This window comes from Sphingobacterium sp. MAE (genome assembly GCF_056711605.1).
Genome location: NZ_CM160044.1, coordinates 1,117,387 through 1,143,852 on the forward strand (window position 1 = coordinate 1,117,387; position 26,466 = coordinate 1,143,852).

Here is a 26,466-nt window from a genome sequence, read left to right on the forward strand (position 1 = left end):
GTATCGTTTAATTATTGATATTACCTTTGGAAAATTATATTGAAAAACAAATTACGAACATTAAGTATGAAAAAATTATCTTGGATCGTTGGGGTGGCAGTTGGTTTATTGGGGATAACAAATGAAGCTTTTGCGCAGTTAGATTCTAAAGGTGCCATTGGAGCTCGTTTTGGTTCTGCTCAAGGAATTACCTATAGACATACACTTTCAAATGACCGAGCTGTAGAGGCGCTGTTAAGCATTCAAAGTAACTCTAACTACAGAAGGTTTAGAGTCGTTGGTTTATACGAATACTATAAACCTATTTCATCTGCTTTTAATTGGTATTATGGATTCGGTGGTGGACTTGGATCTTATAAGGAGAAGGACAAAACAATTGATGGAAAGCGTGTGGAACATGATTCGGAATTGGCACTTAGTATCGATGGAATCATTGGAATTGAATATAATATTCCAGAAACTCCATTTCAAGTGTCTTTGGATGTAAAACCCTATTTTGATTTTTTACAATCCAGTTCGATTAAATTAATAGATCCAATTGGGTTTTCTTTCCGGTATAAATTTTAGTACTCGATGTAAACAATAAAAGGCTGTCCTACCATCGGTAAGACAGCCTTTTATTTGTTATGATAGCCAGAATTGAGCTAATTTTTGCTGTTCTTCGGATTGATCTTTTAATGGCTGGATACGGAACATCTTTTTATTGTTGGCCCGTATCTGAATTTTAAGTTCTTTTATTATTCCGTCTCGTGCGATCAAGATATCTAAAATCTCGCCCTGAGTACTATGCTGCATAAAATAATCATACTCTTTATCTTTCATATCTAGGCGTATACCATTGATCGCAATTAATTCATCACGAACATTGAGACCTCCATCCCAAGCCCCTGATCCTTTTTCTATTGCGGTAATAATATGCATACCATCATTTTTTTGATAATTTATTCCAAGGCTTAGGTAATTGCTTTCGGCATTTACATCTATCATTTCATATCCCACTAAGTTGAAATAGTCGTTGTAGGGAAGTTCCCCATTTTCATGTGCTGCTTGGAAGATATCAGCGAATGAAATTCCAGAAACTTGCTCTACCAGTTGTTGAAATTCGTGCTCTTCAAATCCTCTATTTTCCTGTATATAGAAATAGTCGTAAGCTACTTTTAATACGTCATCTAATTTTTTTGTTCCTTTTGATGCTGCAATTATTTTTAAATCTAAAAACACGGTGAGCATAGCCCCTTTATTGTAATAGGAGATGCTAGAATTGGGTGAATTTTCATCTTGTCTGTAATACTTGATCCAGGCATCAAAACTTGCTTCGGCCGCAGATTGTATGAGATGGCCAGGACGATTGACTACAGTCGTAAAATCGTTTGCTAATAAATTGAGATACTCTTGCTCAGAAAAGAAACCACACCTTTTGATGATTAAATTGTCATAGTATGAGGTAAATCCTTCCATGATCCATAGACCGGTGGTGTAGTTTTCTTGATCATAATCAAATGGACCTAGCGCTTTAGGACGTAGACGTTTTACATTCCATAAATGAAAGTACTCATGTGCAATGAGACTTAAATATGTTTTGTAAGATCCTTCATTGCTATAGGCTGTTCTGGATGCTCCCAGTACTGTTGAATTGAGATGTTCTAATCCTCCTCCTCCTGACTGATAGTTATGGGTGATGAAGACATATCTTTTGTTGGGGTTGGAGCCCCAAATGCGGGTTTCTTCTTCTACTATTTTTTGAACATCTGCACTTAATCTTTCTTTATTGTATGTGCCGCCTCCTACCATGGCAAATTCATGTTCTACGTCCGACGCTTGGATCGTCCATATATCTTGATTGCCTATTTCAATGGGGGAATCGTATAGAATATCAAAGTCTGGTGCAAAAAATGTATGATGTTCAACTTTTTCAAGACCCGTTGAAATATATTTCCAATTTTCTGCAGGGAAAAATTTTACGGTTACAGATTCATCAATCATACCGTCCATATGTAGGAAAGTTGCGGTTGGTACAATGAAAGCATGTTCGTCGTTAATGAAATTAGTCCGGACGGAGCTCTCAAAACCATAGACATGATAGTTGATCACTAATGAGTTTACATTTTTGCAGTAAATACGCCACGTGTTTTTACTAATTTTTTCATATTTTACATGATCTTCGACAGAGAATCGTTCTAATTGTTTTGAATATTCGCGTATTAAGTAGGATCCTGGAGACCAAACGGGCATTTTTAAGTCAATGAAATCTGTTTGAATTTCTTTGATAGACATTTTTATATCTGCGTAATGTGCTTGAGGCTCACTAAAGGAAACATCAAAATGTACTTTTGATGTACTATTACTTTTTTCGATCATTTTAAAGCGTTAAATAACTGATACGTATATCAGTTCAAAATTTATTTGTGGTTTACAAAAGTACAAGGTTATGTGTGTTATACAAAATTTATTGGTGAATGTTTTGGGTGTCGTTAGTAATTTTGCTTTGAGGGCAAATGTTAAGTTATTTTAAAACTTGAAAATTTTGTATATTTGATACGCTCCATGGAGCATAATCTTTTTATTTATGATTTTAGTTGTTGATAGTGGTTCATCCAAATCAGATTGGAAATTGGAACTTCCAGATAGTCCTCCTTTGTCTTTTTCTACAAATGGGCTCAATCCTTTTTTTGTAAATGATAAAGAAATTACTCGGGTGATCAAAGAGATACCTGAAATTATACCTTATGCTAACGAAATAACGGAGCTTTATTTTTATGGTGCCGGCTGCATCTCTCCTGATAGAAGGGAAATGGTTTCAAATGCCTTGACGCCATTGTTTGAAAATGCATTTATATCTGTTGAGAATGATCTGGTTGGAAGTGCATTAGCTACTTGTGGCAAGAACAAAGGTTATATAGCAACTTTAGGTACGGGATCTGATATCAGTTTTTTTGATGGTGAGGAGGTGCAACCTTCTAACTATGGCAATGGTTATGTGTTAGGTGATGAGGGCTCAGGAGCTTGGTTTGGGAAAAAGTTAATCACTTTATTTCTGTATGGAAGGCTTCCAAAAGATCTGGCTGAGAATTTTGCTGAACATTATCGGGTAACAAAGGAGATCGTTATTAAGAATGTTTATCAAAAGGAGAGACCAAATGCTTATTTGGCTTCATTTGCACCATTTTTATCGGCTAATATTACGCATCCTTTTATTGATGAAATTGTTCGGTCAGGTTTTGAAGAATATGTTCAGACGTGTGTACTCACGTATCAGGATTATCAAGATTATGAATGTCATTTTGTGGGTTCTATCGCTTATTATCTTGATTTGATACTCCGTGATGTATGTAATGGTCATCATATTAAAATTGGTAAAATATTAAAATCGCCGATCAACGAATTGTTTGATTTTGTGATTGAAAGAGAAAAAAGTTCACTTATAAATTTTTAACACAACATGATGATTTTATCCACAATTATTGCTTGTTTTTCCATGATATTTGGAAATCCCAGCATCTATGATTATACCTTTAAAAGTCTAGATGGTCATGACGTCAAGATGTCTTCTTTTAAAGGAAAGAAAATTCTAATAGTCAATACGGCTTCTAAATGTGGCTTTACGAAGCAGTATAAGGATTTGCAAGAGCTGTATAAACAGTATGGTAAAGATTTGGTGATTATCGGATTTCCAGCCAACAATTTTGGAAATCAGGAGCCTGGTACTAATGATGATATTCAGGAATTTTGTCAGCAAAATTTCGGTGTTGAATTTTTGATGGCTGAAAAGGTTGAGGTGAAAGGAGACCAAATTGATCCACTGTTTAAATATTTAACCAATCAGGACAATCCAGATTTTAAAGGAGAAATTAAATGGAACTTTGAAAAGTTTCTAATTGATGAGCATGGTAAACTGGTGCACCGCTATCGTTCAGCTGTCAATCCATTGTCCGATGAAATTGTCAATTGGGTAAAAAAATAGAAATTGAAAGCCAACAGATTTATTTGTTGGTTTTTTTTTGATCGTATTTTCAATAGGTGTGCAAAAAGAAAGTCCACCTTGGGAGGGTGGACTTTAACTAACCAATTATAAACCTAAATTATGAAAAGTATTTTATAGCTACTAATAGCTGTTATTATCTTGTTTCATATAGATATACAAACCTAATGCCAAAAAATAGTTCGAATATTAAAATATTGTTAAGAGTTTGTTAAATTATAGTAACATCTTCTGCATCTTGCTTCATACGCTTCTTTTTCGCCTAAAAGTACAGTGGTTGTATCTGATGAAGTTCTAAAAGAATAATTTGCCGGGGCTCCGCATTGCATACAAACGGCATGTACTTTAGTGACATGTTCGGCAATAGCCATAATATTAGGAATGGGGCCAAAGGGTTGTGCTTTGAAATCCATATCCAATCCGGCTACTATGACACGAATTCCTTTATTTGCCAAATTGACACAGACCTCTGTCAAACCTTCATCAAAAAATTGTGCTTCATCTATACCAACTACTTGTGTATCGTTGCTGAGTAACAAAATTGATGATGAATGATCTACTGGCGTGGATGGAATACTGTTGCTATCGTGTGAAACTACCAAAAGATCATCATACCTTTTATCTACTGCTGGCTTGAAAATTTCAACATGGAGTTTGGCATATTGTGCTCGCTTAAGTCTTCTAATGAGTTCTTCGGTCTTACCCGAGAACATGGAACCACAAATAACTTCGATACTTCCATATGCAGGCCCTCGTTGGGTAAAATTATGTTCAGAAAAAAGCATTTAAATGAATTAAAATCAATAAATTGAGTATTATCTCTAATCAGTGCGAAATCTGATTTTTAAAGTAAAATAATACGGATTAAGTCCTGCTAATATCAGAATTTAATATTAAATTTGAGTCTATAATAACTAAAATACTGAACAATAAAGTATAAATCAGTAAGTTGGAAATAGCGTTTAATTCCATTTGTAAAATTTAAGCTTTTACTGGCATCAAGAACAAAGAAATGTATAATTTATGGCGACGAAACAAAATTTATTTGATAAGATAGGCGATGTATTGCAAGAGTTGGAAGTACAGTATTTAGCACTTTCAAAAAATGGTTTTGAAAATAAAAAAACTGATTTAGCTCTGTTAGAGGCTACTGCACAATATCTTGCTGCTCAAGTAGGGGTGTTAAAGGCACAGGATCTCCTCGATAAAGAACAGAAATTGGCTCGGGAAGATGAACCTGCTGCGCCAAAAGTAGTACATAGTCAAGTAGAAGAAGAAAAGGTGTCATTTAATAATTACTTTACTCCACCTTCCAATTTGTTTCAAGGTAGTCTGCAGAAGAAAGAAGAGCAGCCTATTGCTCATGCTGATGTCGTCATTGAAAAAAATCATTTAACAGGTGGAAATGATATTTTGGATACGGATGCTGAACAAACGCATGCGGATGAAGTGAGTCCTGCCCAGGAAGTCAATCCTACTGAATCGGTTAAAGCTACTGAAGAGGCTAACGTTGAACGTGAAGTAGTGGATAGCGAGCAGGTGTATGTTAGACCTGTGGTGCCTGAAGAGAAAGTTGAGATAAGCGATGCTCCATCAGCAATACCGGAAATGGAGCAAGAAAAAGTGATTGTTCATGAAGTAATCGAAGAATCAAAGGAAATTTTCATAGAAGAAGAAATCCGTGTGGAAGCTTCAAGCGAATCTGAAACTACTGCTCGACCTTTAACATTAAATGAAATTATTTCACAACAAAAGAAAGCTGGTGTTCAAAATCGTGTTTTTGAAATGAATAATCCAACAGGCAATTCAGGACAGGTGAAGGATATTAAGACGATCATCAATTTGAATGATAAGCTTTTGTTTATTAAAGATCTGTTCAACGGCTATAGTTTGGCTTATAGCGAAGCAATTGAGTTACTGAATCGTTGTAATGATTATGCAGAAGCAGACGCATTTTTACAAACCAATTATGCTGTAAAAAATAAATGGGTCGAAAAACCTAATAGTGTTGATAAGCTTTATGCTTTGATTAGAAAGAGATTTGCATAACTACAATAAAAAAGCTGACTACTAAGTCAGCTTTTTTATTGTAGTTGAAATTGAATCCAAGTGGTGCCTTCTAACCCATAAAAAAAGTATTTGGGTTGCAGTATCTCGGCTAATGTTTCTAATTCTAGGCAGTAGTTTTTCCCTGGAATTTTTCCGAATTTTTCTTTATTGATTAAGAAAACCTGATTTAGCTTAATGGCATTGGTATCATACCAGTTTGAATCCGATAGTAGATTAGGAATTTGTGCAATTGTTAATTCCTCATCATTGATAATCATGACTTTATCAGCTTCTGCAATATTATTGGTTGGTATGCCGCCCGCAATGGTCAGACATTCTTGCAAATAATTGCTGGAGTTTATTACTGTTGGGTTTAGTCCGTCTAAAACAACGACTTTAGGACGATCTGATGCTGTGATAAATTTCAGCTTATGGATGATGATATGGACTTCATCATCTAAAATTTCTAAAAGATCAGCTGTTTTTTCAGTTTTATTTAATACTTGACCTATACACTTGGTGTAATTTATGATATCGTTACTCGTCACCAAGTTACTGGGTATGGCATAGATTTCATCTAAAATTCCTTGTGGCAAATGAGCTTGATCAACTTCATATTGATTTAGGATAGCTTCAACTAAAATTTCTTGATTGCTTTGCATGTTGCAAATTTACGAAAGGATGATTTGATTTGCGAATTAAATTGAAAGGTAATTTTGACATCTATGTTTTGAATTCAAATGTGTAAATTGCCCTATATTTAGAATTGTAAATTTAGATCTTATATTATGTTTGATAAATTATTCCAAGCACAACAAAAGGCACAAGAAATTAAACAGCGATTAGATAATATTTCCGTATTTGGAGAAGCTGAAGGTGGACTGATAAAAGTTGTTGCGACCGCTAATAAGGAAATTAAGGAAATTACAATTGATCCGATTTTTTTGAGTAATGCGGACAAAGAGGAGCTGGAGGAACTACTTGTAGTGGCTTTAAATAAGGCGATGGTACAAGCGGAAAATGTGAGTCAATCCGAAATGTCTGCTGCTAGTCAGGATATGTTAGGTGGATTAGGTGGACTATTTAATCAATAAAATTATGAAAGCTACTTATTATGGACAATCTTGTGTTGCATTTAACTTTGATGGACATGAGGTATTAATGGATCCATTTATCAGTTATAATCCATTGGCAAAAGCGATTGATGTAAATGCGATCTTACCTGAATATATTTTTTTAAGTCATGGACATCAGGATCATGTAGCTGATATGGCTCAAATTCAAAAGAATAGCCAAGCTACAGTTGCTGCTATTGTGGAGACTGCTGCTTGGGTAAGAAATCAAGGTGTACCAGATGATAAGGTAATTGAATTTAACTTAGGAGGGACTATAAAAACTTCTTTTGGTACAGTCAAGATGGTATATGCTTTACATACTAACAGTACTCCAGATGGTGAATATGGTGGATTTCCTGTTGGATTTATCTTATATGCTGGGAATAAGAAAATTTACTTTGCTGGAGATACTGCGCTGACCATGGAAATGAAATTGTTGGCTGATATTGAACTAGATTGGGCTTTTTTACCTATCGGTGGACATTATACAATGGACGTTGATGATGCAGTAAGAGCTGCGGAATTTATCGATTGTGATAAAATAGTAGGAATTCATTATGACACATTTCCTCCAATTACTATTGACAAAGTCAATGCAGTAGAAAAATTTGCTAATTGCGGCAAGACATTGTACTTACCTGCAATCGGTGAGTCGATCGAATTATAGCTATAAAAGGGGAATTATGTGTTAATTCCCCTTTTATATTATATAGTAACTAATTTTTTTAAATCTTCTAAAGTGAAAATGGGTGTATCCGCTAGCTTATTTTTCATGATAGACTCTTTATAGTCTTCGTAATGGAACAATGTCCATTTGCCGTTATGATATTCTAGACTACTCAGGTTTTCAACCCAATCGCCGGAGTTCATATAGGTTACGGTTCCTTTTCTTGTGATGACTTCCTTGATTTGTGGTTGGTGGATGTGTCCGCAGATTACGTAGTCATAGTTTTTCTCAATCGCTAATTCTGTAGCGGTTTCTTCGAAATCTGAAATATATTTGACTGCTTTCTTGACACTATTTTTTATTTTTTTAGATAGGGAATATTTTTCTCGCCCCATTTTGACTAGTATCCAATTGATGAAATGATTGAGCTGAATCAATTTATCATATCCCCAGCCACCTAGTTTTGCCAACCATTTGGAATGTTGAATGGAAGCATCAAATACGTCACCATGGAATATCCATGCTTTTTTATTATTGAGTGATAGCAGAAGTTTATTGGTTAATTTGATATTGCCCAGTTTGAGATCAGCAAATTTTCGGAGCATTTCGTCGTGGTTGCCTGTGATATAATAGACTTCTGTACCGTTAGCACTTAAATCAATGATTTTTTTGATCACATGCAAATGCTCTGATGGGAAGTAACTTTTTTTGAACTGCCAGATATCGATTATATCACCATTCAAAATGAGCATTTTTGGAGCGATGGATTCTAGGTAATACAACAACTCTTTTGCATGACTTCCATGGGTTCCGAGATGAATGTCTGATAGTACTACAATATCGAGGTTTCGTTTCATAACTTCGTTTTTTCAAAAGACGCATTTTAATATGATGTGTGTATAAATGCTTTGTTATGAAATTATTAACAAACATAAAGGGTGGAAATCATGATTTCCACCCTTTATGTTTGTTAGTATTAAAATAGGGCGTGCCTATTTTGAAGCTCTATTAATGTGAAACTGAACTAAATCATCAATCGGCGAGCGTAAGATCTTACCTACTTTCATTCCATATTGTAATGCCTTTTCTTCCAGTACATTGCGGAAATTGTAACCTACAGATCCGATACAATTAAAGGTGTATTCTTGGTAATTAGGATATTTACTTACTAAGTTTTTGAAAAATGCTTCAAAAGCTTCGTCAACGATAGCACGAGTATATTCAATATTCACGTTGTTGTCGTAAACAAATTTACTAAAACTAGCGCAGAAACGATTTGCTAAAGGTTTTGTGTATACCGCATCCATGATCTCATCAGGTGTGATTTTGTAGGTATCGTAAAATACTTTACGAACATCTTGAGGCATTAAATCACGGATATAATCAGCTAATAATTTTTTACCAATATAACTGCCGCTACCTTCGTCTCCTAAAATGTATGCACAAGAATCGATGTTGTAGGTGATGTTTTGTCCATCATAGATACAAGAATTGGTTCCTGTACCTAAAATAGCTGCGAATCCAGCTTCTTTACCTAGTAAAGCTCTTGCTGCGGCAAGTAAATCATGGCCAACTTCAACTTGAGCTTGTGGGAAAACTTCTTGAATAGCTTTTACAACGATTTCTGCTTTTTCTTTATTGTGTACACCTGCCCCGTAGTAGTTAACCTCTTTAATATCATCAAATGGTAAATCATTGGGAAGGCCTTTTTTTAATGAATTAACGATATACTCGCTATCCACAAAATATGGGTTGTATCCTTCAGTGTTGAAGTAAATTTTTTTGTTTGAATCATCTAACAAACACCAGTTTGTTTTCGTTGATCCTCCGTCAGCAATAATAATCATTATTGAGTAGTTTTAATTGAGTTTTTCGTTTTAAAATGGGATTATTAGAATCCGATTTTCGAAAATACATTTTTTTATTTATAATTTATGTATCCCCAGCGTACTAAAATAAAAAATTATTTCGACCATAAAATTTCTTTTACATAAAAAACGCCTTAAAATTATATTTAAGGCGCTTTTTGTTGATTTCTATCAAATTAGTTTGATAGTGTATTTTTTACAATTAGTTGGGGTTTTGGAGAGCTTAATGTCCTCCTTCTGCTTCAATATCATCGATATTAATACCTTGTTTTTTCAATACTGATCTTACTGCGATTGCAAAGAATACAATGTAGACAAATCCAAGTAATGGAAGTAAGTAAGAATTATGTATACCGATGATGTCGGCCAATTTTCCTTGAATAGGAGGGATGATACCTCCACCTAAGATCATCATGACTAAGAATGCTGATCCTTGAGCAGTATACTTACCAAGGCCTACAATGGATAAACTGAAAATAGAAGACCACATAATCGAACATGCTAATCCACCTGCTAAAAATGAATAAATCGCTACTGTTCCAGAAGATAATAAGCCTACTGTCATCGCTATGATACCAAATAAGCCAAAAACGATCAATGTACGAGCAGGTTTTTCTTTACTTAAGTAGAATGCACCGATTTGGATGATAATACAGATCACATAATAATAAAGATGTGTCATTTCAAATCCAGCCATTGTATTAACGCCTATAATAATAGAAAAAGCGACTAGTGGCACAATGATCAATAGGATATTTTTAGTTGATTTTGTTAGATTGAAAGCTGTAATTGCTCCAGCCCAACGTCCGATCATCATACTTCCCCAATACATGGATACATATGGAGTGATTTGTGATGATTGAAGACTTCCAAATTCTTTTAAAGTAAGCAGTTCACCTAAGTTACTTCCTATGGCTACTTCAACACCTACATATAAAAATAAGGCAATCATACCCAAGACAAGTTGTGGATATTTCATTGCGCCCCATCCTTCGGCATTTTTTTGTGCTTTAACGTTGGCGAATATCAGTCCACCTACTACGACAATAAGAGCTCCTGCTAACCAAAGCATGCGTTGTATCTCCAGTGGATGAGCAAGTTCTTTGATTTGAAGTTTTAATTGGTCAATACTTGCTGGATCTGTTAGGGTCTTTAATTGTGCATTTAATTGCTCTAACTGTAATGCTATTTCACTTTTGTAACTTAAAAATACCGGTGTAAACATAGCAAAAAGCAAAATCGTCATGATAACCAAGGTATTTAACGCCTTGTTTGCTTTTTCCATAGGCTCATTGCTGATTCCAGCAGGAACTTTTTTACTAAAATAAAATAGACTTGCTGCTAATAGAAACAACAGACCAACACCTATGTAAAGATAGACTACTTTGTCTAAGGGTAAATTTGCAATTTCAGAATCTGATATTTTCTCAAATGTTCCAAATAAGGCAAAACCAATTACTAATGGGCCTATCGTTGTTCCAAAAGAATTGACACCGCCGCCCAAATTAACACGTGAGGCTCCAGTTTTAGGGTCGCCCAATAAAACAGCGAATGGATTGGCTGCTGTTTGTTGAAGTGAAAAACCTAGTGCTACGGTAAATAGACCTAAGAGCATACCTATATATACGTTGACTTCTACGGCTACGATCATCGCGCCGGCACCGAGTGCAGAGAAAAGTAAACCATATACAATACTTTTTTTTGTACCCCCACTTACCTACTAAATCCTTTCCGGAAAATGTACTGAAAATGAAAAGAAGTAGTGCTCCTAAATAATAGGCGGTGTAGAAGGCAAAGTCAATCAATTGTGATTGAAATTGATCCAAGTGAAAGTAGTTTTTACAAAAAGGAATGAATACACTATTTCCTGCTGCAATAAAGCCCCAAAAGAAAAATACAATAATTAATGTATAAAGGGCTGGATAATTCGTTTTAATGAGTTTATTTTCCATCTAAATCGTTTGCTTTGTTTTTTTTTGCACCGCTAACTTAAAAAAAAAATGTCATAATCAAATATAATATTGTCGTTAGGAAGTCCGTTTCCATTTTTAGTAAAACGATTTAACAAAAAATGTTTTGTTAAAAATTTGTTTTTTTTTGTAATTTATTTTGAATTGTCATATTTGTTTTTTTTCTTTGTGCAGGTTCTCATAATTTATTCCGCTTCAGGTATAAAAGAAATCACTTAGTTCTTAAATCCCTTGGTTTGTTAATCAAAATGATTAATGGAGCGCAATAAATAGATTTCATTTTAAAATAAAATCCTAATATATCATAATAAAAATTTAATGGATATTAATGAATTAAATGCAAAACTCGTGTCTGAATTACGCGAAATTGCAAAATTAATAGGTATCGGTGACGCTGATAAGCTTAGAAAGCAAGAACTTATAGAAAAAATTATCAGTACTGGTGATGACGCAGAAAATACTTCTGAAGTAAAGGAGGAGCATCATGATGAATCAACTGAGCGACCTAGAAAAAGAATAAGAACGGCAAAAACATCAGAACCGGTCCCTGTTCGCAAAAAAGAAAAAGAAGAAACAGATTCAACTACTGAAGTAGTAAACTCAGAATCTGAAGAAAATATAAAAGCTGCTCCAGCAATAAAACCAACTCCAACAAAAGCAGAATCAACTTCATCAAATGCTGATTTCGACAATGTGATTGTCAACGAAGGGGTGTTGGAGATTATGCCTGATGGTTATGGATTTTTACGCTCTTCTGACTATAATTATTTAACATCCCCGGATGATATTTATGTTTCTCAGTCTCAAATCAAATTATTTGGATTAAAAACTGGTGATACGGTAAGGGGAAGTATCAGACCTCCGAAAGAAGGCGAAAAATATTTTCCATTAGTGCGCGTAGAGGCGATCAATGGTCAAAATCCTGCTGAAATTCGTGATCGTGTTCCTTTTGATTTCTTAACGCCATTATTTCCTAATGAGCGTCTGAACTTGGATTTAGGAACAAGTAATTATTCGACACGTATCATGGATTTGTTTACACCGATTGGTAAAGGTCAACGTGGTCTAATCGTTGCTCAACCAAAAACGGGTAAAACAAATTTATTAAAAGAGGTTGCAAATGCAATCGCTAAAAACCACCCTGAGGTCTACTTAATTATTTTATTAATTGATGAAAGACCAGAAGAGGTAACGGATATGGCTAGAAGTGTACGTGCTGAAGTAGTTTCATCTACTTTTGATGAGCCTGCTGAGCGTCATGTGAAAATTGCTAATATCGTATTGGAAAAAGCAAAACGTATGGTCGAATGTGGTCACGATGTGGTGATCTTGTTAGATTCAATCACTCGTTTGGCCCGTGCTTATAATACGGTTGCTCCTGCTTCTGGTAAAATTTTATCTGGTGGTGTGGATGCTAATGCTTTACATAAACCAAAGCGTTTCTTCGGTGCTGCTCGTAATATTGAGCATGGTGGTTCATTGACTATTTTAGCGACTGCGCTGACAGAGACTGGATCTAAAATGGATGAAGTGATCTTTGAAGAGTTTAAAGGTACAGGTAACATGGAATTACAATTGGATCGTAAGTTGGCGAATAAACGTATTTTCCCTGCTATCGATTTGACTGCTTCTAGTACACGTCGTGATGATTTATTAATGGATAAAGAATCGATTCGTCGTCTTTGGATATTGCGTAATCATTTGGCAGATATGAATTCTAATGAAGCAATGGAATTTTTATTAGCGCAAATGCGTGGTACTAAGTCCAATGAAGAGTTTTTGATCAGTATGAATGGGTAATCCCATTTGATTTTAATAATTTAGCCATCATTTATTAAAATGATGGCTTTTTTATTTATACAGAAAACATGAAAAAACATATTCCTAATACCATAACCTGTTTAAATCTATTTAGTGGATGTATCGGAGTACTGATGGCGCTAAAGGGGGATTATATGTCAGCTGCTTATTGTGTGTTGGCGTCTGGTATATTTGATTTTTTTGATGGTATGGTTGCGCGCCTCTTGCACGTGAAATCGAATATTGGAAAAGAATTGGATTCGTTGGCTGATATGGTAAGTTTTGGCTTCTTACCAGGTGTCATTATGTATAAATTGCTGGGAGAGGTTTTTGTTGATCAACCTGCAGTAGCTTATTTGGGATTTGTCGTGACCATCTTTTCGGCATTGCGTCTCGCTAAATTTAATTTGGATGAACGTCAAACGACCGACTTTATTGGTTTAAATACACCAATGAATACCTTTTACGTGTTGTCGTTGCCTTTTATTGCAGAAAAATACCCACAGATCATCCTGAATCCTTTTTTTCTGTTAATAAGCGTTGCTATAACGAGCTATCTGTTGATCAGTGAGATTAAACTGTTTTCGATGAAATTGTCTTCGATGTCCTGGGAAGAAAATAAATTTAAATTTATTTTCGTGATTTTGGCAATTGCGCTTTTTGCTATTTTTCAGTTTATAGCCTTGCCTATGATATTGCTCATCTATATTATCCTTTCGTTGTTACATTTTCAACGTTTGAAATAATCGTTATAGTGATTTTTCATATTGCTCCAATTCATTAAATAGTTCATCGAACACTATTTTTAACGAATTGAATTGTGATTGAATGTGATCAATAGCGGCTATCTCTTTTGCTGATGTTTCCAGTAGTTGTAATTGATCTTTTAAATACGAGGCTCCAATATATTCCATTGTTGGTTTGATATGATGGGCGGCACTCATTATTTGTTGATGATCTGTTTGTTGGACTGCTTTTGTTAATTTTTCAAAATCTATTGGAGTCTGTGTCCGGTACAGTGCAATAAACTCTCTGATCATTTCTTCATTATTAAACATACTTTGTTCAATAATTTCGGGTTTAATGTGTTTATATATGTTCATTATAAATATGTACGTCTAAGGGGTCTGTGCATATGGCTAACAGCTCATCGTTAGTCTTATTTAAAACTGGATGTATGTAATCGGGCGCGATTTCAACCAATGGGATGAGCGTAAATTTACGGTCCTGGATGTAAGGGTGTGGAATTTGAAGATGTGGCAAGTTGACGCTTTCATTTTCATAATATAAGATATCAATATCTATGACACGTGCTCCCCATTTTTGAGAACGAACTCTTCCTAATTGATTTTCTATACGTTGACAGATTTCTAAGGTTTCAATAGGATTGAGGAATGTTTTAACCTGAATAACCTGATTGAGAAAACTAGGTTGTTCTTCTACGCCCCAAGCTGCGGTTTCGACGATAGTAGATACTCTTGTAATTTTTCCAATTGAACTTGCAATAGCGATTAACGCGTCATTTAATTGCGCTGTTCGATCGCCAAGATTTGCTCCTAATAAAATGTAGATGCTTTTCACCTTATAAATATAGAATTTTAGTTAATTATATGAAAGATTTAAAAATATATTTGTAACATTTGTACAGAATTGACAACTAATGAATCAATTGAACTTTAGATTTTTTATTATATGAGATCATTTTTTAAATATGTACTGGCTACTGTCACTGGAATTGTGATATCAACAGTAGTTTTATTTGTTATAGCACTCGGTATTATAGGTGCATTGGTGACTTCAGCTTCTTCGGAAAAGGAGGTTATCGTGAAAGATAATACGCTTTTATACCTTACTTTTAATCATGCGATTTCAGAGCGTTCGGTGGAAAATCCATTTGGCTCTCTGGATATCCCGGGCTATAACTTGAAGAATCTAGGTTTGGATGATATTCTTGCTAGAATTAGAAATGCAAAGGAGGATGGTAAAATTAAAGGCATCTATATGGATGCGAGCACAATCGCTACTGGATTTGCTAGTCTAAAAGAAATTAGAGATGCTTTGCTGGATTTTAAATCATCAGGTAAGTTTATCGTTGCTTATAATGAAAGCTATTCTCAAAAAGCATATTACCTAGCGAGTGTTGCTGATCAAATATATGTAAATCCAGAAGGAACGATTGATTTTAAAGGTTTGGCCAGTTCTACTATGTTTATGAAAGATGCTTTCGATAAATTTGGAGTTGATATGCAGGTGGTCAAAGTCGGGACTTTTAAAAGTGCGGTTGAACCGTATTTCTTAAATGAAATGAGTGCTGCAAACCGTTTGCAAGTAAATTCATATTTGGGAAGTATCTATGATTCTTTTATTCAGGAGATTTCAACTTCTAGAAAAATGAGTGCGGATTCATTACGGAATATTGCTCATAATTATTTGGTTCGAAATGCAGATGATGCTGTGCGTTATAAATTGGCTGACGCTAAATTCTATAAAGATGAACTGATTGCAGCATTAAAGAAAAAACTGAACGTATCGGCAAAGGATGATCTATCCGTTGTATCTTTAATGGATTATAAATCGAAAACAAATACCAGTTCTGAGACATCTCAAGTCGCGGTTTTGTATGCTGAAGGTGCAATTGTAAGTGGCGAAGGATCTAAAGATGAAATAGGCTCGGATAAGATCTCTAGAGAGCTTCGGAAGTTGCGTGAGAATGAAGATGTGAAAGCTGTAGTTTTTCGCGTTAATTCACCTGGAGGATCTGCTTTAGCTTCTGATGTTATTTGGAGAGAGGTCGAATTGACAAAAAAGGTAAAACCGATCGTTGTTTCTATGGGTGATTATGCTGCTTCTGGTGGTTATTATATTTCTGCTGCCGCGGATTCTATCTTTGCGGAGAATAATACAATTACAGGTTCCATCGGCGTGTTTGGTGTGATTCCCAATTTTAAAAACTTGTTGAACAATAAAATTGGTGTACACTTTGATGGTGTTAAAACAGGTAAGTTTTCGGATTTGGGTATGGTTCCCGATAGACCTTTAACTGCTGAAGAACGTGATATCATCCAGATGGAAGTGAATCGTGTGTATCAAACATTTATGAAACGTGTTTCGGATGGAAGAAAAATAACTGTTGCTCAGGTTGATACTATTGGTCAAGGTCGTGTCTGGACGGGTAAACAAGCGCTTGAAATCGGTTTGGTAGATCGTATTGGTGGTATCGATGATGCTATAAAATCTGCTGCTAAAAAAGCTAAAATAGCTCAATATGCGGTCAAGCAATATCCGGCTAAAGATGATGCCTTATCTATGTTTTTAAATTCATCTAAGGAAAAGGTGCAGATCTGGATGGCTCAGCAACAAATGGGGGAGTTTTATAATTATTTTAATGTAATTAAAAATGTTTCCAGTCAATCGGGTATTATGGCAAAATTGCCATATTCGATTGAAATACATTAATTCTTTTCAAATTTATCAAAAAAAGCCTTTTATTATTCGGATAGTAAAAGGCTTTTTTTATATTTAGCTGTCCATTTGAATGGACTAGTAATACTTCACAAAAACAATAGAAATGAAAACAGTAGATAATTTAAACTTCGCTGACAAAAAAGCGCTGATACGTGTTGATTTTAACGTTCCCTTAGATGATAATTTTAATATTACAGACGATAATAGAATTCAAGGTGCAACTCCTACGATTAAAAAGATCTTAACTGATGGTGGATCGGTTATTTTGATGTCACACTTAGGTAGACCAAAAGACGGACCGACGGATAAATATTCATTAAAACACATTGTATCCCATTTATCTCAAGTTTTAGGTGTAGATGTTCAATTTGCAAATGATTGTATTGGTGAAGAGGCTGTAGATAAAGCGAAGAACTTGAAACCTGGTCAAGTATTACTTTTAGAAAATCTTCGTTTTTATAAAGAGGAAGAAAAGGGTGATGTCGCTTTTGCTGAGAAGTTAGCGAAATTGGGAGATGTGTATGTGAATGATGCTTTTGGTACAGCGCATCGTGCACATGCTTCTACTGCAGTGATTGCACAATTTTTTCCTGATGCCAAATATTTTGGTTATTTAATGGCTGCAGAACTTGGAAATGCAGAGAAAGTTTTAAATAAGGCTGAACGTCCATTCACTGCTATTATGGGCGGGGCTAAGGTTTCAGATAAATTAGAATTAATCGAAGCTTTATTGGACCGTGTTGATAATTTGATTATCGGTGGTGGTATGGCTTATACTTTTGTAAAGGCTCGTGGCGGTGAGATCGGAAAATCATTGGTAGAACTTGATAAGTTGGATTTGGCTACAGCATTGGTTAAGAAAGCTGCTGATAAAGGTGTGAAATTAATACTACCTACTGATGCTCAGATTGCAGATAAATTTGCTAATGATGCTCAAGTGTATGATGGTCCTAATGATGAGATCCCTGCAGAATTGCAAGGTCTTGATATCGGTAAGGAATCGGGTGCTGCTTTTGCGAAAGTAATCGAGGCGTCTAAAACGATTCTTTGGAATGGTCCTATGGGTGTTTTTGAATTTGATACTTTTGCTACTGGAACAAAAGCTGTTGCAGATGCAGTGGTGAGTGCAACTGAAAAGGGTGCTTTCTCCTTGATCGGTGGTGGAGATTCTGCTGCTGCGGTTTCTAAATTTGGCATGACTGAACAAGTAAGCTATGTATCGACAGGTGGTGGTGCTTTGCTAGAATATATGGAGGGTAAGGTATTACCTGGTGTAAAAGCTATAGAGGATTAATTAATCATAAAAATAATGAAGCAAAAGGCATCGATGTGATGCCTTTTGTCGTTAGTAAGTGTAGTTGAGACTAAATACGGGAACAACTTTCTGGCTAGCTGTGATATCATTGATATAAGTCAATTTGAGACTTGCGTCAAAATTTGGCAATGGAAATCTAAAGGCATTAAAATCTGCAGATACAGAGAGGCCAAAGGTTTTTGGACTGATATCGGATTGATGATGTATATTTTGGTAGTCGGCAAATACTCCGCCTTTGATCCGTTTGATATAGGTTAAACCGCCAATAGCCCAATCGGGATAGCTAATAGGAAATCTGTAATTTATTAATAGCGTATTCTTAATTTTTTCATATTTGTAATACCCATATCCGCTAATGGTTGGAATATCATTGCTGTACTGATAGCGGCCTGATGCTTTTTGATATCCAAACCGTACTTGGAAACCATGATTGGTAGCCAATCCTGGAATATAGAAACCGCTTCTGATTGAAAATAATGTGCCTTGTTGATTGTCAAAGGGGAGATGACGGTATGTGATGCTGAAGTTTTGTCCCCATCTTGGTGTTATATCCATTTTTGACATCATCGCATTTCTATTCCAGTAAAATTGATAGGTTAATGGGAATAATACCTTTGAGTTGAATTTTTTCAAACTATTCATACTTAAATCGTATCGTTGAAGGTAGGATGTTGCAAAATTAAATCCTGTGCTATAAACATAGTTTTTGCTGTAATAAGCCAGCGGTATGGATATTTGTCCGCTTACATCATGTTCTCTCCAATCAAAGTTGATGGTGCTATCTGTTTTATTATTAATGGTAGCTGTACCTATCTGCCCTCTATTCTCATATTTCAAAGTGAATTTTGGAAAGTACTTATTGTAATTTAGGGTAGCAGAATAGATAGATTTTTTAATATCTGTATCGTACTCATATCCGAGAACAATTTGTGTGGTATTGAGTATGTTGTTGGAGAGCCAAAATATACCTGGTTTAAAGTTGTCTAAGCTTTCGAAATTAGTATTGCTTAATGATAGGCTGTGAAAATTAAATGTTCTGGATAAACCTTTATAAGGAGATATTGTATGTTGTGCTGTGGTATCGGAATAATTGGAAAATTGTTTTTCTATACTTTGATCTATATCAGTCATCACTAGGGTAAAGGAATTTGCATTTAGTGAATCGTTATTCAGTAGCGCTGTTTTTGATATTTTATATCCGTTATATTGATAGTTATTAAATAGAATTTCCTTTTTATAGGGGTCATAAAAAGGATTGAATGCACCAAACGGGACATTCGTGAGCTTTGTCAATTTTTTTGATCGCTTATGGTATTGATATATATTATCTAGCCCCGAGTATTGCGCTTTAAATAAAATCTGATCTTCGTCTATATATTGAGGTCTTTCAAATTGTTCATTTCCCCATTTTTGCAGTAATGTGATCTGTCCAGAGTTTAATACTATTTCCGCTAAATTTGTTCCTTTATTTGAAATTGCAATAGCGACTATTTTTGATCCGTCAGCATTAAATGAGGGTTGTTGGAGAAATATAGCGGGGTCGATCGGGATTTTCTTTAGTACTTTTTTTGTTGTGATGTCGATTATGACAATTGCAGTTTGGTTACTTAGATCGACTTCAAGGGTGAGGATCTCTGGTTTATGTGGATGTATAATGGGGTAGAAATAGCGACTTTTAGAGCTGATTTGTTCTTGCTTTTTTGTTTCTAAATGATACAGATTGATAACATTATAGGATCTTTTTGTATATCGCAGATCTCTCCTTACTTCATCCCATACAATCATATTATTTCGCATATCATAATTTGGTACCGTTTGGTAACCTAATTTTATGAGTGTTGAAATATGATGATCAGGATCTGTCTTAATAATTTCAGAGGTGTTATGGGGAGTTTGCAAAATGGAAAAATAATTGCTGTGTTCATCACTTTTCGGTAGCAGCCAATCTTGATAGTTTTTATTGCTTTTAAATTCAATTATTGGGTATGCAGAGGATGCGTTTGTTTGTTCATTTTGTGTCCACTTATTATTCAGGGCGCTCATCGTGTTAGTGAACAAACCTGTTGTATTATATCCTGTTGTTTTCTTTAATGATCGACTGAAATTGTATGGGGTCAGTAGATTTTTGTTGATATTTTGATATAGTTCTGGTTCAAAATTTTCTTTAAAATTTCGTTTTAGATATTCAGTCATGAAATAGCCTATTGTATAATAGCTCGGAATTTTATCGCGATAGGATCCGAGTATGTATTTTTCAAATCTGTATTTTTTATCGCTTCTTTCATTCGCTTTTAAAGTCATTTCAAAAGATGGGAGTCTGCCTCTTCCACCTTTTGAATAAAAGGTTTCTGTCCAGACAGCGTCGCCTTCGAAATACCACGACGGTAACGTTAATCCATAAATGGCGAGTGCTAATTGTTCTAAAAAAGGAGCTTTTAGTTTTCCTGTCAATTTGTCAAATTGTGCAACGTGCCTCAATTCATGTAATGCTAGATTGGATAGCCACTCTTGGTTATCTGGTTCGGGTGAGGGACTGCTATATAATTCGGATTTTCGAGGAGCTAACTGTACAAATCCATTAGGTCGCAGCTCTGTGTTTTGTAGAATGAGTGATATTTTTCGAGGTTTTATCTGTAAATCTTTACCATTTATCCTTAGATATTGTATAATTTGATCGGCTAGGGTAGAGGCTTTCTTTTCCATTTCAATTGGGAAAATAAGTCTAAATTCCTTACAGTCAATCTGATGCCAATTTTGTGACGGAGGGGCTTGACTGTCTTCAAAAATTTGACAGTAACTAGTATGGAAAGTGAAAATAGAGAATATTAAAGATAACAGGTAGATTTTCATGTACTTACGGTAGTTTTATATCGTTGTTTTCATTGATTGCTAATTAGTTTAGTATTATTCCTGTTTGTTAATTTAATGATTTATTTACCATTTGGTTATTAAGTGGTTATGTTATAGTTTGTTATTATACTTGTGCTTTTTTATAAATCGATTACTAAATATAAGTTTTTTATTTTAATTTACTTATTTTGGTGTTTTTTTATTTCAATCAATTGATAATGAGTATTCTGTTTCTTTGTTTCTCTATTTTTACAACTTTTATTCTATCTATTTTAACTGCGTGATTGCTTGATTTTAAAGGAGTATCTGATTCAGGGATCGATTTGGAATACGATTAATCTAAATCGACCTATTAGGAGTTTCTTGATACGCTATAGTTGTGCACATGCGTGGATCTATTTTAATTTATCCTCAAATTCTATTTCAAAAATTTCACTTCTTTCGGATAGATGTGTGAGTGACAATATGTCTTGTTTTTTAATTGTTTTGAATTACCGCGTAGAGTTGCTTACCTTTCTCAAATGAAATGAAAATGAAGTTCATATTGTTTTTTGTCATCGATGCGTAAGTGAAAATAAGTATTTGGAATAGACTATAAATAAATTCTTATATTATTTTTAAAAAGACGATTTTTGCATAAAATTTTAAATACACCGATGTAGCATATTAGTAAAGAAAGGGAACTATGGAAGAATTGGAAATGCAAGTTGAACAAATTGAACAGTTCATTGAGTCGAAGGATACTGATGGATTACAAGCATATTTAAATGAACTAAATATTTCAGATGTGGAGGCACTGATCGATGAGCTTCCCGAGTATGCCCATATCTTCATCGAGACCTTAAATCTGAACCGTGCTGTTAATGTATTTCGTATCTTGGATTTCCCTACCCAGGAGCGTATTTTTAAGAAGCTTTCTGGTGGTAAAATTAGTGAACTGATTAATGAAATGCCCCCCGATGATCGAACTTCATTTTTTAGTGAATTGAAGGATGGTGATGTCGTAAAACAATTAATTATTTTATTACCTCCAAAAGATCGGAAAGAAGCTCTTTCTTTATTAGGATATCCGGAAGATAGTGTTGGTCGTTTGATGACGCCTGATTATATCACTGTCAAACCTCACTGGAATATCATTCGAATTTTAGAACATATTCGTCAATATGGAAAAAATTCGGAAACTATTGATGTGTTATATGTTATTGATGCTGCTGGCAAATTGATCGATGATATTCGTATTAAAGATGTCCTGATGGCAGACCCCAATGTTGTCGTTGGTGATCTTATCGATAATAGATTGATTTCTTTAAATGCCAATGATCCTCAGGAGGAGGCTGTTAATATCTTTCGAATGAATAATCGTGTTGCATTGCCTGTTGTTGATAAAGCGGGAATCATGTTGGGGATTGTGACGATTGATGATATTTTATGGGTCGCAAATGAGGAGTATACTGAGGATATGCAGCGGTTTGGGGGAACGGAGGCTTTGGATGAACCTTATTTGGATGTATCTATTGTCAATCTGGTCAAAAAGCGATCTGGATGGTTAGTGGTCTTGTTTTTTGGACAATTGTTGACAGCTACCGTCATCGAGCATTTTGAGCATCAATTAGCGAGTGCTATCATGCTTTTTGCTTTGATGCCACTCATTATATCGAGTGGTGGTAATAGTGGCTCACAAGCTTCGACATTAATTATTCAGGCCATGGCACTGGGTGAGGTTACACTAGGTGATTGGTGGAGAGTGATGAAGAGAGAATTAGTCTCTGGATTTATGTTGGGTCTTATACTTGGGATTTTAGGATTTATCCGAATTATGACTTGGCAGGGATTTTCGCATGCTTATGGTGAACATTGGGTTTTAGTCGGTCTTGTGGTCAGCTTTTCGTTGGTAGGTGTTGTGCTTTGGGGTTCGTTGATGGGATCAATGCTCCCTTTTATTTTAAGAAAACTTGGTGCAGATCCTGCCAGTTCGTCGGCTCCATTTGTATCCACTTTAGTTGACGTAACGGGTCTTCTGATTTACTTCACGTTTGCTGTTTTGCTCTTAAAGGGTGTTTTGATCTAAATGGGATAAAAATTATTCTTGTTGGAAGCGAGGGAGTTGCAAAAAATGTTTTTAAAAGATTTGTAGGATTGCAATAATCTTCCGATAATTGCATCACCGAAACGGAAATGACGCTTCGGAAAATTAACCGGATTCCTGAATAGCTCAGCTGGTTAGAGCATCTGACTGTTAATCAGAGGGTCGCTGGTTCGAGCCCAGCTTCAGGAGCAAAGCGATTTTAGATAGTAAAATCGTCATTCAATCGATAGTCTAGATTGAATTTATTTAAAAGATAAGAATGTAAATTCTTAAAACCAAAAAGAGCTATAGCAATATACTCTTGAATGATTCCTGAATAGCTCAGCTGGTTAGAGCATCTGACTGTTAATCAGAGGGTCGCTGGTTCGAGCCCAGCTTCAGGAGCAAAAGGGAAAGCACGGTAAAACGGTCGCTTTCCTTTTTTTTATCCCATAGTCTGCTCTAAGCCGGAGGTGTAAGTTCATAAATAAAGCCGACATTGGCGCTTCGATCTTGCCCTCATTATAGGTCAACTTTTCGGTGAATACCAATGAACAATCTCCATACAATTATAAAAACTGATTTTAAATTTCTAGATCATCAGAAAATCGTATTATTCCTTTTGTTTATCTCTACCATTATCTAAATCTATTATATTTGTATGATGACGTTAATGGATATTTTTTATGGCAATTTCGAACTTGAAGATATCCTCAGCGATCTCATAAGTTCGGCACCGGTTCAAAGATTAAAAAATATTCATCAGGGAGGTGCGGTTTTTTTGGTTTCACCACATGTTAGTCACAGCAGATATGAACATGCGATCGGAGTGATGCTTCTTGTGAAGAAACTTGGAGGTAGTCTGGAAGAGCAGATTGCTGCCCTTTTGCACGATGTCTCCCATACTGCTTTTTCACATGTTAGCGATTATGTTCTGCAAAAGTCAGGAGAAGATTATCATGAGCAAATTTTTAAAGAAGTAATTGCAAATTCCACTATACCATCTATTCTCACTAAACATGGATTCAGTACTTCTTTACTGGAAGATCCAAAATATACTTTGCTTGAGGTGCCCCTTCCTGCCCTTTGTGCGGATAGGATTGATTATACGATGAGGGATTTATATCATTTTGGCTTAATCAATATTGTTGAGGTGCATCATTTTATAAATGAACTTGCTGTTCAGGATGGGAAGATTGGTGTTAAGAGTGAAAAGACCGCTTTATGGATTGCCGGTAAATATGTTCAGCTCAATAATGAGTATTTTAGAAAACCCGAACATGTATATGCCAATACGAAGTTTTCTGAATTGATTGCTCTTGGATTGGAAAAAGGTGTTATTATTCTGTCTGATTTCATGAAAGATGACCCTGCCGTTTTATCGACGATAAAATCTGATCCTGATCTCAATCTAGAACTGCAAAAAATAAAAAGCCTGGACGATTTTGAAAGATTTTCTGCTTCTGGATCCGGAAAGACCTTTAAGGAAAGGATTCTGAAACCGATGGTCATTGATCATGCGTGATCATTACTCTTTGCTAAATGTATCTTATATAGTGATCATTTCTTATATCGATTCTTATATCGATCAATTTAGGTGATGAAACAATCATCTGATTTGAGAATTGCGCATGAGAAGACAAAAATTAAAGCCTTTCCATTTTGGAAAGGCTTTCTGCGTTTATCTTGTTTTTAATCGATGTTCTACCATCCCTTTGAACTGATTGGGGGATAAATCCTTTAACTTCTTGATTTGGGTCGTTGATGTCCGTATACTTGAAATTGCAGATGAGCTATTGAGATAACTGCCCGTGGTAATGTAATTATAGGCTGCTTGTAATGATTGCTCTTTTAAGTCTCCCAATGCATAATCTGCATCATCTCTGCTAGCTTTATCAACGGACATGCCATCAAAGTAATCACTTTCATTCTTTGAATTCTTCGATGTAAACATGCTCATGTAGACATCATAACCTCCAATAGTCAAAGGAAAGAATCCGACCGGTTTTCCATAGGTTTTTTCACCTACTAATTTTACATTTAAATACGGCTTAAAGATGTTAATGAGTAGTTCACTGGCCGAAGCAGTATTATCTGTAACAATAAATACAATGGATTTGATATTTAAATTTCCGGTTGGGGCAAACTTAAATGTATTGCCAGAAACACTATAATCAATATTACCGTAATTACTCGTTACAGGATTTCCCATTCGATCCGTTGTCTGATAAGGCAGGTTCTTCAGATATTGCGTTTTGTTGTTTTGCATGGTACTATTATAATGTTCTGAAAACATCAGCTGCCCATTTAGAGAGGCTGGAGCAATTTTATTGGCAATAAACTGAGCAGTATTGATGTAGCCACCACCATTATAGCGTAAGTCGATAATCAGATCCGTAACACCTGCAGTTTGGAACTTATTAAAGGTGTTGGTCAGATCGGCTTGTGTATGTTCCAAGCTAGAAAATGAAGTGAATGCAAAATAGCCAATTTTATTGGCTCCACTGGTATACACACTATCTTTGACAACTGAACGAGTTTTATATCTTGCTTTATTTAATGTGAATTCAAATGATTTTCCATCAAGTTTTATCCCTTTGATTGTGGTTGATTCACTATCAAATAGGGCTTTGTTTAGTGCTGTTATTTCACTGTTGAAGTTGGATCCATATTTAATGCCATCGATATGTGTGATTACATCTCCACGATCTAACTGCTTTATAGCGGCTGGAGAACCAGTATAGGTTAATTGTATTTTAATGTCGTAGTCTGTATTGGTTCCATAAAGACCTACTTTCAAACCAAAGTCATTTCCATTTCCTTCTAAGTCGAGAGATGCTGATTCGTTCTTTCTAATAAAAGCGGTACTCCCATTATAACTTTCTTTGTCGATATAACTATATTTTGTTTCATTATCGGAACTATATTCATAAGGTCGTGTCGTCTTCGGATTTATACCGTAACGTGTAATGGCAAATAGTTCGGCGTTGAGGTTTTCATATTCATCAGTTCCTTTGCTGTATTGTCGTGGATTGAAAACGGTATACGTCGGAAGATCGGTGTTCCATAAATATGCATCTGTTGCATAATAGAAAAGAGAGTCTGTCAATCTTTCGATACGTGTGGTTTTTGTATCGGGCTCTTTTATCGGTTCATCATCTGTTACATTTTTTTTGCTACAACTCACAACAAGTGCGGCTAAGAGAAGAAGGGTGCTTGTTTTTACAGCAACTTTGTGCATAAGGGAATAAATTTAAATCAAATTATTAAAGTAATAGGATGATGTAATTGCTTTGTTTTCAATCGCTACTATTTTATAATCT

Annotated in this window: 22 protein-coding genes and 2 tRNA genes; 14 read left to right on the forward strand and 10 right to left on the reverse strand. The window is 35.2% G+C overall.

Annotation, left to right across the window (positions count from 1 at the left end; translation table 11 throughout):
* The first annotated feature begins 66 nt into the window (after positions 1-66).
* Complete coding sequence (locus AC06G9_RS04720; protein ID WP_045753293.1) at positions 67-567, forward strand: hypothetical protein; 501 nt, start codon at positions 67-69, stop codon at positions 565-567.
* Positions 568-624: 57 nt separating this feature from the next.
* Here the strand turns inward: AC06G9_RS04720 and AC06G9_RS04725 are convergent, their stop codons facing one another.
* Positions 625-2,358 (reverse strand): M61 family metallopeptidase, encoded by a 1,734-nt coding sequence (locus tag AC06G9_RS04725; protein WP_480957608.1) that lies wholly within the window; start codon positions 2,356-2,358, stop codon positions 625-627.
* Between the two features lie 208 nt (positions 2,359-2,566).
* Between AC06G9_RS04725 and AC06G9_RS04730 the strand changes: the two genes are divergently transcribed.
* Positions 2,567-3,433, forward strand: a complete 867-nt coding sequence (locus AC06G9_RS04730; protein ID WP_045753295.1) for an N-acetylglucosamine kinase — start codon at positions 2,567-2,569, stop codon at positions 3,431-3,433.
* A gap of 9 nt (positions 3,434-3,442) precedes the next feature.
* On the forward strand, positions 3,443-3,961 hold the full coding sequence (locus AC06G9_RS04735; RefSeq protein WP_480958172.1) for a glutathione peroxidase: 519 nt from the start codon (positions 3,443-3,445) through the stop codon (positions 3,959-3,961).
* 218 nt (positions 3,962-4,179) lie between these two features.
* Here AC06G9_RS04735 and AC06G9_RS04740 read toward each other — a convergent pair whose 3' ends face one another.
* Positions 4,180-4,764 (reverse strand): thymidine kinase, encoded by a 585-nt coding sequence (locus tag AC06G9_RS04740; RefSeq protein WP_045756138.1) that lies wholly within the window; start codon positions 4,762-4,764, stop codon positions 4,180-4,182.
* A gap of 238 nt (positions 4,765-5,002) precedes the next feature.
* Here AC06G9_RS04740 and AC06G9_RS04745 point away from each other — a divergent pair, with 238 nt between their 5' ends.
* A complete protein-coding gene (locus tag AC06G9_RS04745; protein ID WP_480957609.1) occupies positions 5,003-6,028 on the forward strand; it encodes a hypothetical protein in 1,026 nt (341 codons plus the stop codon).
* A gap of 35 nt (positions 6,029-6,063) precedes the next feature.
* Here AC06G9_RS04745 and AC06G9_RS04750 read toward each other — a convergent pair whose 3' ends face one another.
* The gene (locus tag AC06G9_RS04750; protein ID WP_045756140.1) at positions 6,064-6,690 is read right to left on the reverse strand and encodes a substrate-binding domain-containing protein; all 627 of its coding nucleotides are present in this window, start codon (positions 6,688-6,690) and stop codon (positions 6,064-6,066) included.
* 126 nt (positions 6,691-6,816) lie between these two features.
* On the opposite strand from AC06G9_RS04750, the gene AC06G9_RS04755 reads away from it, so the two are divergent.
* Positions 6,817-7,122, forward strand: coding sequence for a YbaB/EbfC family nucleoid-associated protein (locus AC06G9_RS04755; RefSeq protein WP_045756141.1), 306 nt, complete (start codon positions 6,817-6,819; stop codon positions 7,120-7,122).
* A gap of 4 nt (positions 7,123-7,126) precedes the next feature.
* A complete protein-coding gene (locus tag AC06G9_RS04760; protein WP_480957610.1) occupies positions 7,127-7,810 on the forward strand; it encodes a metal-dependent hydrolase in 684 nt (227 codons plus the stop codon).
* A 38-nt stretch (positions 7,811-7,848) separates the two neighbouring features.
* Here the strand turns inward: AC06G9_RS04760 and AC06G9_RS04765 are convergent, their stop codons facing one another.
* From AC06G9_RS04765 to AC06G9_RS04775, 3 genes are all read right to left on the reverse strand, one after another.
* The gene (locus AC06G9_RS04765; RefSeq protein ID WP_045756143.1) at positions 7,849-8,667 is read right to left on the reverse strand and encodes a UDP-2,3-diacylglucosamine diphosphatase; all 819 of its coding nucleotides are present in this window, start codon (positions 8,665-8,667) and stop codon (positions 7,849-7,851) included.
* 135 nt (positions 8,668-8,802) lie between these two features.
* On the reverse strand, positions 8,803-9,657 hold the full coding sequence (locus AC06G9_RS04770; RefSeq protein WP_045756144.1) for an N-acetylglucosamine kinase: 855 nt from the start codon (positions 9,655-9,657) through the stop codon (positions 8,803-8,805).
* A gap of 244 nt (positions 9,658-9,901) precedes the next feature.
* Positions 9,902-11,329: an MFS transporter gene (locus tag AC06G9_RS04775; protein WP_480957611.1), complete on the reverse strand. Its 1,428-nt coding sequence runs from the start codon at positions 11,327-11,329 to the stop codon at positions 9,902-9,904.
* A gap of 637 nt (positions 11,330-11,966) precedes the next feature.
* On the opposite strand from AC06G9_RS04775, the gene rho reads away from it, so the two are divergent.
* Together rho and pssA are read left to right on the forward strand one after the other, a co-directional pair.
* Complete coding sequence (gene rho / locus AC06G9_RS04780) at positions 11,967-13,448, forward strand: transcription termination factor Rho (RefSeq protein ID WP_248754597.1); 1,482 nt, start codon at positions 11,967-11,969, stop codon at positions 13,446-13,448.
* A gap of 68 nt (positions 13,449-13,516) precedes the next feature.
* Positions 13,517-14,194 (forward strand): CDP-diacylglycerol--serine O-phosphatidyltransferase, encoded by a 678-nt coding sequence (gene pssA / locus AC06G9_RS04785; protein WP_094772859.1) that lies wholly within the window; start codon positions 13,517-13,519, stop codon positions 14,192-14,194.
* Between the two features lie 3 nt (positions 14,195-14,197).
* On the opposite strand, the gene AC06G9_RS04790 is transcribed toward pssA, so the two are convergent.
* Both AC06G9_RS04790 and folK read right to left on the reverse strand, forming a co-directional pair.
* Positions 14,198-14,551, reverse strand: a complete 354-nt coding sequence (locus AC06G9_RS04790) for an Hpt domain-containing protein (protein ID WP_052627539.1) — start codon at positions 14,549-14,551, stop codon at positions 14,198-14,200.
* Positions 14,538-15,029: a 2-amino-4-hydroxy-6-hydroxymethyldihydropteridine diphosphokinase gene (folK, locus tag AC06G9_RS04795; protein ID WP_094772857.1), complete on the reverse strand. Its 492-nt coding sequence runs from the start codon at positions 15,027-15,029 to the stop codon at positions 14,538-14,540. The genes AC06G9_RS04790 and folK overlap by 14 nt, the downstream gene beginning before the upstream one ends.
* A gap of 111 nt (positions 15,030-15,140) precedes the next feature.
* Here folK and sppA point away from each other — a divergent pair, with 111 nt between their 5' ends.
* Both sppA and AC06G9_RS04805 read left to right on the forward strand, forming a co-directional pair.
* Entirely contained in the window at positions 15,141-16,904 is a 1,764-nt protein-coding gene (gene sppA / locus AC06G9_RS04800) for a signal peptide peptidase SppA (protein WP_045753397.1), read from the forward strand.
* A 112-nt stretch (positions 16,905-17,016) separates the two neighbouring features.
* Positions 17,017-18,207 carry a phosphoglycerate kinase gene (locus AC06G9_RS04805; RefSeq protein ID WP_045753398.1) on the forward strand — a complete coding sequence of 397 codons (1,191 nt, stop codon included), beginning with the start codon at positions 17,017-17,019 and terminating at the stop codon, positions 18,205-18,207.
* A 51-nt stretch (positions 18,208-18,258) separates the two neighbouring features.
* Here AC06G9_RS04805 and AC06G9_RS04810 read toward each other — a convergent pair whose 3' ends face one another.
* Positions 18,259-21,078: a TolB family protein gene (locus tag AC06G9_RS04810; RefSeq protein ID WP_480957612.1), complete on the reverse strand. Its 2,820-nt coding sequence runs from the start codon at positions 21,076-21,078 to the stop codon at positions 18,259-18,261.
* A 685-nt stretch (positions 21,079-21,763) separates the two neighbouring features.
* Here AC06G9_RS04810 and mgtE point away from each other — a divergent pair.
* The 4 genes from mgtE to AC06G9_RS04830 all read left to right on the forward strand — a co-directional run bounded on the left by mgtE (position 21,764) and on the right by AC06G9_RS04830 (position 24,668).
* Complete coding sequence (mgtE, locus tag AC06G9_RS04815; RefSeq protein ID WP_045753400.1) at positions 21,764-23,146, forward strand: magnesium transporter; 1,383 nt, start codon at positions 21,764-21,766, stop codon at positions 23,144-23,146.
* 133 nt (positions 23,147-23,279) lie between these two features.
* A tRNA-Asn gene (locus AC06G9_RS04820) sits at positions 23,280-23,353 on the forward strand.
* Positions 23,354-23,474: 121 nt separating this feature from the next.
* Positions 23,475-23,548, forward strand: a tRNA-Asn gene (locus AC06G9_RS04825).
* Between the two features lie 256 nt (positions 23,549-23,804).
* Positions 23,805-24,668 carry an HD domain-containing protein gene (locus AC06G9_RS04830; protein ID WP_480957613.1) on the forward strand — a complete coding sequence of 288 codons (864 nt, stop codon included), beginning with the start codon at positions 23,805-23,807 and terminating at the stop codon, positions 24,666-24,668.
* 156 nt (positions 24,669-24,824) lie between these two features.
* Here the strand turns inward: AC06G9_RS04830 and AC06G9_RS04835 are convergent, their stop codons facing one another.
* Positions 24,825-26,384 carry a S41 family peptidase gene (locus tag AC06G9_RS04835; RefSeq protein ID WP_094772852.1) on the reverse strand — a complete coding sequence of 520 codons (1,560 nt, stop codon included), beginning with the start codon at positions 26,382-26,384 and terminating at the stop codon, positions 24,825-24,827.
* Between the last annotated feature and the right edge of the window lie 82 nt (positions 26,385-26,466).

Coding starts and splice junctions, on each gene's coding strand:
- AC06G9_RS04720 (WP_045753293.1), top strand. CDS start 67: ATGAAAAAATTATCTTGGATCGTTGGGGTGGCAGTTGGTTTATTGGGG.
- AC06G9_RS04725 (WP_480957608.1), bottom strand. CDS start 2,358: ATGATCGAAAAAAGTAATAGTACATCAAAAGTACATTTTGATGTTTCC.
- AC06G9_RS04730 (WP_045753295.1), top strand. CDS start 2,567: ATGATTTTAGTTGTTGATAGTGGTTCATCCAAATCAGATTGGAAATTG.
- AC06G9_RS04735 (WP_480958172.1), top strand. CDS start 3,443: ATGATTTTATCCACAATTATTGCTTGTTTTTCCATGATATTTGGAAAT.
- AC06G9_RS04740 (WP_045756138.1), bottom strand. CDS start 4,764: ATGCTTTTTTCTGAACATAATTTTACCCAACGAGGGCCTGCATATGGA.
- AC06G9_RS04745 (WP_480957609.1), top strand. CDS start 5,003: ATGGCGACGAAACAAAATTTATTTGATAAGATAGGCGATGTATTGCAA.
- AC06G9_RS04750 (WP_045756140.1), bottom strand. CDS start 6,690: ATGCAAAGCAATCAAGAAATTTTAGTTGAAGCTATCCTAAATCAATAT.
- AC06G9_RS04755 (WP_045756141.1), top strand. CDS start 6,817: ATGTTTGATAAATTATTCCAAGCACAACAAAAGGCACAAGAAATTAAA.
- AC06G9_RS04760 (WP_480957610.1), top strand. CDS start 7,127: ATGAAAGCTACTTATTATGGACAATCTTGTGTTGCATTTAACTTTGAT.
- AC06G9_RS04765 (WP_045756143.1), bottom strand. CDS start 8,667: ATGAAACGAAACCTCGATATTGTAGTACTATCAGACATTCATCTCGGA.
- AC06G9_RS04770 (WP_045756144.1), bottom strand. CDS start 9,657: ATGATTATTATTGCTGACGGAGGATCAACGAAAACAAACTGGTGTTTG.
- AC06G9_RS04775 (WP_480957611.1), bottom strand. CDS start 11,329: ATGATCGTAGCCGTAGAAGTCAACGTATATATAGGTATGCTCTTAGGT.
- rho (WP_248754597.1), top strand. CDS start 11,967: ATGGATATTAATGAATTAAATGCAAAACTCGTGTCTGAATTACGCGAA.
- pssA (WP_094772859.1), top strand. CDS start 13,517: ATGAAAAAACATATTCCTAATACCATAACCTGTTTAAATCTATTTAGT.
- AC06G9_RS04790 (WP_052627539.1), bottom strand. CDS start 14,551: ATGAACATATATAAACACATTAAACCCGAAATTATTGAACAAAGTATG.
- sppA (WP_045753397.1), top strand. CDS start 15,141: ATGAGATCATTTTTTAAATATGTACTGGCTACTGTCACTGGAATTGTG.
- AC06G9_RS04805 (WP_045753398.1), top strand. CDS start 17,017: ATGAAAACAGTAGATAATTTAAACTTCGCTGACAAAAAAGCGCTGATA.
- AC06G9_RS04810 (WP_480957612.1), bottom strand. CDS start 21,078: ATGAAAATCTACCTGTTATCTTTAATATTCTCTATTTTCACTTTCCAT.
- mgtE (WP_045753400.1), top strand. CDS start 21,764: ATGGAAGAATTGGAAATGCAAGTTGAACAAATTGAACAGTTCATTGAG.
- AC06G9_RS04830 (WP_480957613.1), top strand. CDS start 23,805: ATGATGACGTTAATGGATATTTTTTATGGCAATTTCGAACTTGAAGAT.
- AC06G9_RS04835 (WP_094772852.1), bottom strand. CDS start 26,384: ATGCACAAAGTTGCTGTAAAAACAAGCACCCTTCTTCTCTTAGCCGCA.